This window comes from Pseudomonas sp. B21-041 (genome assembly GCF_024748675.1).
GTDB lineage: Bacteria > Pseudomonadota > Gammaproteobacteria > Pseudomonadales > Pseudomonadaceae > Aquipseudomonas > Aquipseudomonas neuropathica.
Genome location: NZ_CP087175.1, coordinates 2,133,680 through 2,144,966 on the forward strand (window position 1 = coordinate 2,133,680; position 11,287 = coordinate 2,144,966).

Consider the following 11,287-nt stretch of genomic DNA (forward strand, 5'->3'; position numbering starts at 1 on the left):
TGTTGATACGACCGGGTCTCCTGGTCACGCCGCCGATCAGCAAGGACCCCATGCATGAATGCCGCAGACGCCCAGAAACTAGCCCGTCGTTTTATCGAACTGCCACAGGACAAACGCCGTTTGTTCCTCGCCGGCATGGCCCGTGAGGGCATCGATTTTGCGCAGCTTCCCATGACTGCCTGTGACGGAATCGCCGAGCGCGACGGGCTTTCGTACGCCCAGCAGCGGATGTGGTTTCTTTGGCAACTGGACCCGCACAGTGCCGCTTACAACTTGCCGATGGCGGTGCGCCTGACGGGCGACCTGCAAGCGCAGGCGCTGGAGCAGGCGTTCAGTCTACTGGCGGCGCGGCACGAGTGCTTGCGCACCACCTTTGGTCAGGAGGGTGAGCGCGCGTTTCAGCGTGTCGTCGAACCGCAGCCGTTGAAACTGCCGATCACTGATCTGAGTGCGCTGCCCGAGACCCAGCGCTGGCCGCTGGCGCAACAGCACATGATGGCTGAGGCCGCTCAGGCCTTCGATCTGGAGAACGGTCCGCTGCTCAGCCTGCGCCTGTTGCGTCTGGCCGAGCAGGAGCATGTGTTGCTGCTGACCTTGCACCACATCATCGCCGATGGCTGGTCGATGAATATCCTCATCGATGAATTCATGCGCACTTACGATGCTCTGGTGGCGGGGCGCGAGCCGTCATTGCCGGCACTTACCGTGCACTACCGCGATTTCGCCCTGTGGCAACGCAGTTGGCTGGAGGCCGGTGAGCGCGAACGTCAGCTGGATTACTGGCGCACGCAATTGGGCGACGAGCATCCGCTGCTTGAGCTGCCGACCGATCGTGCCTATCCGGCGCAATCCAGTCATCAGGGCGCGCGTCTGGAAGCGGTGATCGACGCAGCGCTGCGCCAAGAGCTGAAAAGCCTCGCGCAACGTCAGGGCGTGACGCTGTTCGTGGTGCTGTTGGCGGCGTTCAAAACGTTGTTGCATCGCTACAGCGGCCAGACCGACATCCGCGTCGGCGGGTTGATTGCCAACCGTACGCGCAGCGAAACCGAAGGGCTGATCGGCTTCTTCGTCAACACGCAGATCCTGCGCAGTGAAGTCACCGCACAAACCCGTTTTGCCGATCTGTTGCAAAGCCTGCGTCAGGCTGCGCTCGGCGCCCAGATTCATCAGGATCTGCCGTTCGATGCCTTGATCGAAGCCTTACAACCGGCGCGCAGCCAAAGCCACAACCCGTTGTTCCAGGTGATGTTCAACCACCAGCCGCTGGTGACCGACTTGCACGATGTGCAACTTGAGTCCGGTTTGCAGGTGGGCTATTTGACTGAGGAGCAATTGGCCGGCAGCGGTCGCCAACATGCCGCCACCAGCGACCTGATGCTCGACACCCGCGAGGAGGGCGAGCAGTTGTTCGCGGCGTTCACCTACGCCACCGATATTTTTGATGCCACCACCATTGCTGCTATGGCCGGGCATTGGCGCAACATCCTCGCGTCCGTGTGCCGCGATCCGCAGCAAATCGTCGGCGAAGTCGAACTGCTGGCGGAGGCGGAACGTGCACAACTCATTCAGGCCACCGAAGCAGAACCTGTGTTCGCCAGCGTGCAGACCCTGTTCGAAGCGCAAGTAGCGCGCACGCCACAGGCATTGGCAGTGATTCTGGCGACCGAGCCGTCGCCGGCACTCAGCTATGCCGAGTTGAACACCCGCAGTAATCGTCTGGCCCATCAGTTGCGCGCTCGCGGTGTCGGCCCTGATGTGCTGGTCGGTGTCGCGTTGGGGCGCTCGCTGGAACTGGCGGTGGCGTTGCTGGCGGTGCTCAAGGCCGGCGGCGCCTACGTGCCGCTGGATCCGCAAACCCCGGCCGAACGCTTGCGCCATGTGCTAGATGACAGCGGTTTGAAATTGCTGCTGACCGATCACGCCAGCCTCGCCAGCCTGCCGGATCTGGATGGCGTCGATTGCCTGTGCCTGGAGCAACTGGCCGAGAGTGATCGGGCCGACAATCTGCCGGTGACGGTCGCCGCGCAAAACCTCGCCTATGTGATCTACACCTCCGGTTCCACCGGGCGCCCGAAAGGCGTCGCGGTCAGTCATGGTGCGCTGAGCGAGTTCATCGCCCGCGCCATTGATTACAGCGACCTGCGTGAAGGCGATCGCGTTCTGCAGTTCGCCACCAGCAGCTTCGACGGCTTTGTCGAGCAGTTTTTCCCGCCGCTGTGCCACGGCGCCGCAGTCGTCCTGCGCGATGCGCGGTTGTGGGACAGCGCGGCGTTGCATCAAGTGATTGTCGATCACGGCATCACCTTGGCCGACTTGCCGGCGGCTTATTGGTATTGGCTGGTGCAGGAATTTGCCGCTAATCCACCGAGCGGCTTCGGTGCGCTGCGGCAGATTCACGTCGGCGGCGAAGCGATGGCGGTGGACGGTTTGCGCTTGTGGCAACAGGCCGGTTTGGGCCATGTGCGCTTGCTCAATACCTACGGGCCGACCGAGGCCACGGTGGTGTCGAGCATTCACGATTGCACGGCATTGACGGCAGACGCCGTGTCGTGGCGCGGCATCCCGATCGGCCACGGTCTCGACGCGCGCCGTTTATACGTGCTGGACGATGATTTGAACCTTCTGCCGCAAGGCGCGGTGGGCGAGTTGTACATCGGTGGTCCGGGCCTGGCGCGGGGTTATCACCGCCAGCCGATGCTCAGCGCCGAGCGTTTTATCGCCGACCCGTTTGCCGATGGCCAGCGCCTGTACCGCACCGGTGACCGCGCGCGCTTGCGACCTGACGGAGCCGTGGAGTACATCGGTCGGGCCGATCATCAAGTGAAGATTCGCGGTTTCCGCATCGAGTTGGGCGAAATCGAATCGCGCCTGCAGCAATGCTCTGGCGTTCGCGAAGCCGTGGTGCTGGCGGTGCCGCTCAGCGGCGGCCAGCAACTGGTGGCCTACGTAGTCGCCGATCACGCCTCGCTCGAAAACGCCGCGACGCAAGCGGCGTTCCGTCAGCAAATTCGCGCTGCCCTGCAAGCCCATTTGCCGGACTACATGGTGCCGGGCCACTTGCTGTTGCTGGCGAACCTGCCGCTGACACCCAGCGGCAAGCTCGATCGCAAGGCGTTGCCGGCGCCGGATCCGGCGCAGTTGCAGGGCGATTATCGCGCCCCGCAATCGGACGCCGAGTTGTGTCTGGCGCAGATCTGGGCGGATGTTTTGCAAGTTTCGCGGGTGGGTCTTGACGATCACTTTTTTGAACTGGGCGGCCACTCGCTGTTGGCCGCGCAAGTGATTGCCCGGGTGAAAAGTCAGCAGGGCGTGGTGCTGCCGCTACGCAGCCTGTTCGAGAAACCGCTGCTGATCGATCTGGCCGCCGTGTTGGCGCAACTGGCAGATGGCGCAACGAACGACGACTGGTCCGACATGGATCAGTTCATGAGTGCTTTGGAAGGAGAAGAAGTATGAGCGGCACAATGGCGGAACGTATCGCGAAGAGGTTCGTCGGCTTGCCGCTGGAACAGCGTCGGCTGTTTCTGGCCAAGTTGCGCGAAGATGGCAAGGACTTCAGCCTGTTGCCGCTGCCGGTCAGTCGTCACGATATCGCGCCGATTCCGTTGTCGTTCGCTCAGCAGCGCCTGCTGTTTCTCTGGCAACTCGAACCGCAAAGCGCTGCTTACAACATGGCCGCCGGCCTGCGCCTGAACGGGCGTCTGGACGAAGCGGCGCTGCAGCGCTCCTTCGATCATCTGGTGGCGCGCCATGAGGTCCTGCGCACGGTGTTCCAGACTGACGGTGATCAGCCGCATCAGGTGATCCTTGAACAGCAACCGCTGGCCGTGGAGCGTATCGACCTGACCCGCCTGCCGGCAGCAGAACGCGAGCAAGCGTTGGCGCAACAGGTGCAGACCGTCACTGCAAGGCCTTTCGATTTGCGCCACGGGCCGCTGCTGCGCGCCAGTCTGTTTGCCCTGGCCGACGAGGAATTCGTGCTGGTGGTGAGCATGCACCACATCGTCTCTGACGGCTGGTCGATGGACGTGATGGTCAAGGAATTCGTCCAGTGCTATCAGGCGTTCAGCCTCGAACGCGAACCGCAATTGCCGGCGCTGGCGCTGCAATATGCCGACTATGCGATCTGGCAGCGCCGCTGGCTGGAAGCCGGCGAGGGCGAGCGTCAACTCGATTACTGGCGCCAGCAACTGGGTGAAGAACATCCGCTGCTGGAAGTGGCGCCGGACTTTGCCCGGCCACTGACGCAAAGCTTCGAAGGCCAGACCCTGAGTTTTGATTTCGGTGCGCCGCTATCCCTGCAACTCAACGCCTTCGCCCGTAGCCAAGGCATCAGTCTGTTCATGCTGGTGCTGGCCGGGTTCTCGCTGTTTCTGTCGCGGCAGGCCGGGCAGCGCGACATTCGTGTCGGCGTGCCGAATGCCAACCGTGGCCGTGCTGAAGTCGAAGGGCTGATCGGCTTTTTCGTCAACACCCAAGTGCTGCGTTGCGAGGTGGATGAGCGCGGCAGTTTCGAGGATTTGCTGGCGCGGGTGCGTGAAGCTTCGTTCGGCGCGCAGGCGCATCAGGAGTTGCCGTTCGAGCAACTGGTGGACGAATTGGTGGCTGAACGCACCCTCGGCCACAACCCGCTGTTCCAGGCCAAGTTCAACCAGAACGTCGGCATGCAGAAACAGCGCGCGATGGCTCTGCCAGGGCTGACTGTCGCCGAGTATCCGCTGGACAAGGACGGCACCCACTTCGATCTGGCGCTGGACATCACCGATGACGGCACGCTGATTCACGGTCAGATGACCTATGCCAGCGACCTCTATCGCCCGCAGACCGTCGAAGCTTTCGTGCTGGCCTTGCTCGGTCTGTTCAGCGAATTGCTGAAAGCGCCGCAGGCACCGTTGCACAGTGTTGCGTTGATCTTGCCAGCACCGCTCCCGGCACCCGCCGAACCGGCGTTGATGGTGTTGCAGCACTGGGATCGTGAAGTCGCGCGCCAGCCCGAAGCATTGGCCGCGCGCGACTTGAATCAGGCCTTGAGTTTTCAGGGGCTGGATCAGGCGGCCAATCGACTGGCCCATCATTTGCGCGCCCAAGGCGTGCGCGACGGCCAGCCGGTGGCAGTGCTGATGGAGCGTTCGCTGGACTGGCTGACTTCTGTGCTGGCGATCTTCAAGGCGGGCGCGGTGTACATGCCGCTGGACGTCAAGGCGCCGGACGCACGCCTGCAGCAGATGCTTGGCGCTGCGAAAGCACGGCTGCTGTTGTGCGCCGAAGGCGATGCGCGTGTCTCCGCGCTGGCGGTCGATGGCTGTCAGGGCATCGCCTTTGCAGCGCAGCAGTGGCAGTCAATGCCGGACACTTGCCCAGCCGTGACGCTGTGCGCGCAATCACCGGCGTACGTGATTCACACCTCCGGTTCCACCGGGCAACCGAAAGGCGTACTGGTCAGCCACGGTGCGCTGGGCAGTTATGTGCGCGGTGTGCTGGAACGGATGGCGCCGACGGCGGACAGCAGCATGGCGCTGGTCTCGACCATTGCTGCGGATCTGGGCTTTACCGTGCTCTTCGGTGCGCTGTGTTCCGGGCGCCTGTTGCATGTCTTGCCGGAAGAATTGGGCTTCGATCCGGACCGCTTTGCCGAGTACATGGCCACGCATCAAGTGGGCATGCTGAAAATCGTCCCGGGCCATCTGGCCGCGTTGTTGCAGGCCGCGCGGGCTGCCGACGTGCTGCCGGAACACGCGTTGATTGTCGGCGGTGAAGCGTGCTCGCCGGCGCTGGTCGAGCGCGTGCGCCAGCTCAAACCGGGCTGCCGCCTCATCAACCACTACGGGCCGAGCGAAACCACGGTGGGCGTGCTGGCCCATGAAGTCGGTGATCTGAGCCTGACGCGCAGCGTACCGGTCGGTAGCACACTGGCCGGCGCTCACGTTTACGTGCTCGACGATGTGCTGAACAACGTCGCCGATCAGGTGGCTGGCGAGTTGTATATCGGTGGTGACAGCGTGGCGCTGGGCTACCTGAATCAGCCGGGGCTGACGGCCGAGCGCTTCCTGCCCGATCCGTTTGGCGCGCCGGGTGCGCGGGTGTATCGCAGCGGCGACCGAGTACGCCGCAATCGTCAGCAAACGGTGGAATTCATCGGCCGCGCCGACGATCAGGTCAAGGTGCGCGGTTATCGCGTGGAGCCGGCGGAAGTCGCGCGGGTGTTGCTGGGCCTGGACGGTGTCAGTGAAGCGGCGGTGCTGGCGCTGTCACTGGATGACGACCCGACGCGTCTGCAACTGGTCGCGTGGTGTGTGCCGGCGGCGGGGCTGACCTTGCAGGCGCAGGCGCTGCGCGAGCAATTGCAGGCGTGCCTGCCGGATTACATGGTGCCGGCGCAGATTGTGCTGCTGGAAACATTGCCGCTGACGGCCAACGGCAAGCTCGACAAGCGTGCTTTGCCGGTGCCGGGCGTGGTCACTCAGCACTTCGTCGCGCCGCAAGGTGAAGTTGAAGAGAAACTCGCGGCGATCTGGGCCGATGTGCTCAAGCTTGAACGCGTGGGCAGCAGCGACAACTTCTTCGAACTGGGTGGTGATTCGATCCTCAGCTTGCAGATCATTGCCCGGGCCAAACGCCAGGGCATCAAGCTGAGCCCCAAGCAATTGTTCGAAAAACAGACCATCGGCCAACTGGCCGCCGTGGCTAAACTGATCGAAGCCAAGCCCGTCACGGCTGCGGCACCTGCTGCTCGCGGGCCGTTGCCATTGTTGCCGATTCAGGCGCGGTTCTTCGCAACCCCGATTGCCCAGCGTCAGCACTGGAACCAGTCGGTGATGTTGCAGCCGACCACGCCGCTCGACGCCGCGCATCTGCGCACGGCGCTGGCCGCGCTGATCGAACAGCACGACGCATTGGCGCTGAGCTTCCAGGCGTCCGCCGACGTGTGGCAGGCAATGCCGCAGACCCAGCGTGATCCGCAGCTGTTGTGGGTGCGTGAGCTGGACAGCCTGGACGCTTTGCCGGCATTGGCCGATGTGGCCCAGCGCAGCCTGAATCTGCAACAAGGGCACTTGGTGCGGGCGGTGTTGGTGAATCTGCCGAATGCTGAGCAACGCCTGTTGCTGGTTATCCATCACCTGGTGGTCGACGGCGTGTCGTGGCGCATTCTGCTGGAAGATCTGCAGCACGCTTACACTGCGCTGGCGGCGGGCACGCCGCTGGTCTTGCCGGGCAAAAGCAGCTCGCTGCACAGCTGGGCCGAACATCTGCAGCGTTACGCGCAGAGTGAGGCGCTGGCCGCTGAGAGCGCCTACTGGCGGCAAACCCTGGCGGCGGGCGACGCGCAACTGCCACGGGATTTCCCGCAGGACACCCAGACCCGCGCACAAGCGGCCCGGGCCAGCACGCGCTTGAGTCAGACGCTGACGCACAAACTGCTAAAAGTGGCGCCAGCGGCGTATCGCACGCAGATCAATGATCTGTTGCTGACGGCCCTGGCGCGGGTGTTGTGTGACTGGAGCGAACAGCCTTCGGTACTGATTCAGCTCGAAGGTCATGGTCGTGAAGACTTGTTCGACGACATCGACCTGAGCCGCACCGTGGGCTGGTTCAGCAGCTTGTTTCCGGTGCGCCTGACCCCTGAATCGACACCGGGTGCGTCGCTGTGCGCGATCAAGGAACAGTTGCGGGCGGTGCCGGGCAAAGGCATCGGGTTTGGCGTGCTGCGTTACTTGAGCCAATCCGCCGAGTTGCAGGCATTGCCGCAGCCGCGCGTGACCTTCAACTACCTCGGCCAGTTCGACGGCGCGTTCAACGCCGACGCGGGTGCGCTGTTCGTGCCAAGCGGCGAAAGCACCGGCGCTAATCAGGACGCGGCAGCGCCGCTGGGTAACTGGCTGAGCGTTGACGGTCAGGTCTACGGCGGTGAGCTGGAATTGACCTGGACCTTCGGCAGCGGCATGTATCGCGCAGAAACCGTCGCGGCGCTGGCCGAAGCCTACCGGCGCGAGCTGGAGCGTTTGATCGAACATTGCTGCGACAGTGGCGAGGCGGCTGTGACGCCGTCGGACTTTAGTCTGGCAACGCTGACCCAGGCACAACTGTCGGCGCTGCCGATCCCGGCCCGCGACATCGTCGACCTCTATCCGCTGTCGCCGATGCAGCAGGGCATTCTGTTCCACAGCGTCAACGATCCGGACAGCCCGGCGTACACCAATCAATTGCGTGTGGATGTGCAACAACTCGACGCCGAGCGCTTCCGTCTAGCCTGGCAGCAAACCGTTGATGCCCACGAGATCCTGCGCACCGCATTTGTCTGGCCACAAGACGCTGGCGCCGCAGTACAAGTGGTGCGTCAAAGTGCGCAGATGCCATGGCGCGTGCAGGACTGGCGCGGTCGTGCTGACCTCGGCACGGCGCTGGAGCAACTGGCCAGCGAGGATTTGGCCAACGGTTTCGACCTGACTGGCGCGCCGCTGTTGCGGGTGACGCTGGTGCGCACGGACGAGGCCACGCATCACCTGATTTACACCTGCCATCACATCCTCATGGACGGCTGGAGCACCTCGCAGTTGTTCGGCGAAGTGCTGCAGCGTTATGCCGGCCTGACCCCGGCGGTCGGGCAGGGGCGCTATCGCGATTACATCGAATGGCTGGATCAGCGCGATCAGCAGGCCAGCCGCGATTTCTGGACGACAGCCCTCGCTGATCTTGATGAGCCGACGCGTCTGGCCAGTGCCGTGTCGGGCGGGCAGCACGCGGCCAGCGGTTACGCCGATCACGCGCATGTATTCAGCGAAACCTTGACGGCGAACTTGAACCGCTTCGCCCGCGAGCAGAAAGTCACCCTCAACACCTTGGTGCAAGCGGCGTGGCTGGTGCTGTTGCAGCGTTATACCGGGCAGGACCATGTGGCCTTCGGCGCCACGGTTGCCGGGCGTCCGACGGATTTGCCGGGCGTCGAGCAGCAGATCGGTCTGTTCATCAACACCTTGCCGGTGGTCGCGGCGCCGTCCGCCGAGATCGTCGTCAGCCAGTGGCTGCAACAGGTGCAGGACGTCAATCTGGCACTGCGTGAACACGAGCACACGCCGCTCTACGACATTCAGCGTTGGGCCGGTGCCGGTAACGGCGCGTTGTTCGACAGCATTCTGGTGTTCGAAAACTACCCGATGGCCGAAGCGCTGCAACAAGGCCCGGCCACCGGTCTGAAGTTCTCGGCGATTCGTCGTCAGGAACAGACCAACTACCCGTTGACGCTGGTGGCGGTCACCGGGCGTGAGCTGAGCCTGGGGATCAGTTACGACCGGGCCAGTTTCGATGCGGCCGCAATCAGCGGTTTGAGCGCGCAACTGGAGAGCCTGCTGACGCAGTTCCTCGCCGATGCTTCTCTGCCGCTGGGCGATTTGCAATTGCTTGCAGAACCGCAGCGTCAACAAGCCATCGCTTGGGGCAAGGCTGACCTCACGGCAACGGACGCGCGCACGGTGCTGGAACACCTCGCCGCGCAAGTGCAGCGCCAACCGCAAGCGCATGCGGTGCTGTTCGCCGAACAACAGATCGATTACCAAAGCCTCGATACTCGGGCCAACCGTCTGGCGCACAAGCTGCAGGCACTGGGTGTCGGACCGGAGGTGCGCGTCGGCGTGTGCATGCGACGCACGCCAGATATGCTCGTGGCGTTGTTGGCCATTCTCAAGGCCGGTGGCGCGTATGTGCCGCTGGATCCGGACTACCCGCAGGAACGCTTGCTGCACATGCTCGATGACAGCCGCGCCGCCGTGCTGATCACCGAACCGGCCGCACTGGCGCTGCTGCCTGAAAACTTGAGTGCGCAGGTGTTGTTGGTGGAAGAGGGCGCGTTGAGCGCGTTCCCGACAACGGCACCGCTGGCGAATGTCACTGCGCAGAATTTGGCGTACGTCATCTACACCTCCGGTTCCACCGGCAAACCGAAAGGCGTAGCCATCACCCACGGCAACCTGTCGGCGCTGATTCAGTGGTCGGCCGGGGTCTATCGCGAAGAACAGTTGCGTGGCGTGCTGGCGTCGACGTCGATCTGCTTCGACCTGTCGGTCTGGGAGATTTTCGTCACTCTGGCTTGCGGGGGTTGCCTGGTGTTGGCGGACAATGCGCTGGCGCTGGCCGATTTGCCGGCCCGCGAACAGGTCACCCTGATCAACACGGTGCCGTCGGCGATTGCCGCGCTGCAACGGGCCGGGCAGATTCCGCATTCGGTGGCGACCATCAATCTGGCCGGTGAACCGCTCAAACAGAGCCTGGTCGACACGTTGTACGCGAGCACGTCGGTGCAACAGGTCTACGACCTCTACGGGCCGTCGGAAGACACCACCTATTCGACCTTCACCCTGCGCACCCCGCAGGGGCAGGCGAACATCGGCCGGCCGTTGCCGAACACCGTGGCCTATCTGCTCGACAGCCAGTTGCAAGTACTGCCGAGTGGCGTGCCCGCCGAGTTGTACCTGGGCGGTGCCGGTGTCACCCGGGGTTATCTGCTGCGCGCAGCGCTGACCGCCGAACGCTTTGTGCCGAACCCTTACGCCAGCAACGGCGAGCGCCTTTACCGCACCGGCGATCTGGTGCGTCAGGGCGGCGACGACAACATCGAGTACATCGGCCGGGCCGACCATCAGGTGAAGATTCGCGGCTTCCGTATCGAACTCAGCGAAATCGAAGCGCGACTGCTGGAGCAGGACGACATCCGTGAAGCGGTGGTGCTCGCTCAGGACGGAGCCGCCGGCAAACACCTGCACGCCTATGTGGTGGTGGCGCAGGCTGTGGTCGATCAACCGGTGTTGGCGGAACACTTGCGCAATGCACTGGCCAGTCGCTTGCCGGCGCACATGGTGCCAGGCCACTTGCACCTGATCGACGCCATTCCGCTGACTCCCAACGGCAAGCTCGATCGCAAGGCGCTGATGGCCTTGGGCGACGGCCCGACGCAGCAGCACTATCAGGCGCCGCAAAGCGATTTGCAGTGGGAGGTGGCGACGATCTGGCAGGAGGTGCTGGAGGTCGAGCAGGTGGGCCTCGCGGACAACTTCTTCCAGCTCGGCGGGCATTCGTTGCTGGCCACGCTGGTGGTGACCCGGATCAAGGAGCGTCTGGGCGACAAGGTGCCGCTTAAAGAGTTGTTCGAAACCGATACCCTCAAGGCGTTCTGCGCGCGAATCGAGGCTCTGCGCGTCGAAATGTCGCCCGTTCAGGATGAATTGGCTAAATCCCTGGAGGCCCTCAAACGTCTATCCCTCGATGATCTGGAAAAACTGATTTCTTGAGAGGGAAA

At 63.4% G+C, this 11,287-nt stretch carries 2 protein-coding genes; both read left to right on the plus strand.

Going from position 1 to position 11,287, the window contains the following annotated elements; genetic code table 11:
• Window positions 1-54: 54 nt before the first annotated feature.
• Complete coding sequence (locus LOY43_RS09515) at window positions 55-3,456, plus strand: amino acid adenylation domain-containing protein (RefSeq protein WP_258709510.1); 3,402 nt, start codon at window positions 55-57, stop codon at window positions 3,454-3,456.
• A complete protein-coding gene (locus tag LOY43_RS09520) occupies window positions 3,453-11,279 on the plus strand; it encodes a non-ribosomal peptide synthetase (protein ID WP_258709511.1) in 7,827 nt (2,608 codons plus the stop codon). Before LOY43_RS09515 ends, LOY43_RS09520 begins: the two co-directional genes overlap by 4 nt.
• Window positions 11,280-11,287: the final 8 nt, after the last annotated feature.

Bases quoted from the DNA above. Each gene is read 5' to 3' on its own strand.
- LOY43_RS09515 (WP_258709510.1), top strand. From the start codon at position 55: ATGAATGCCGCAGACGCCCAGAAACTAGCCCGTCGTTTTATCGAACTG.
- LOY43_RS09520 (WP_258709511.1), top strand. From the start codon at position 3,453: ATGAGCGGCACAATGGCGGAACGTATCGCGAAGAGGTTCGTCGGCTTG.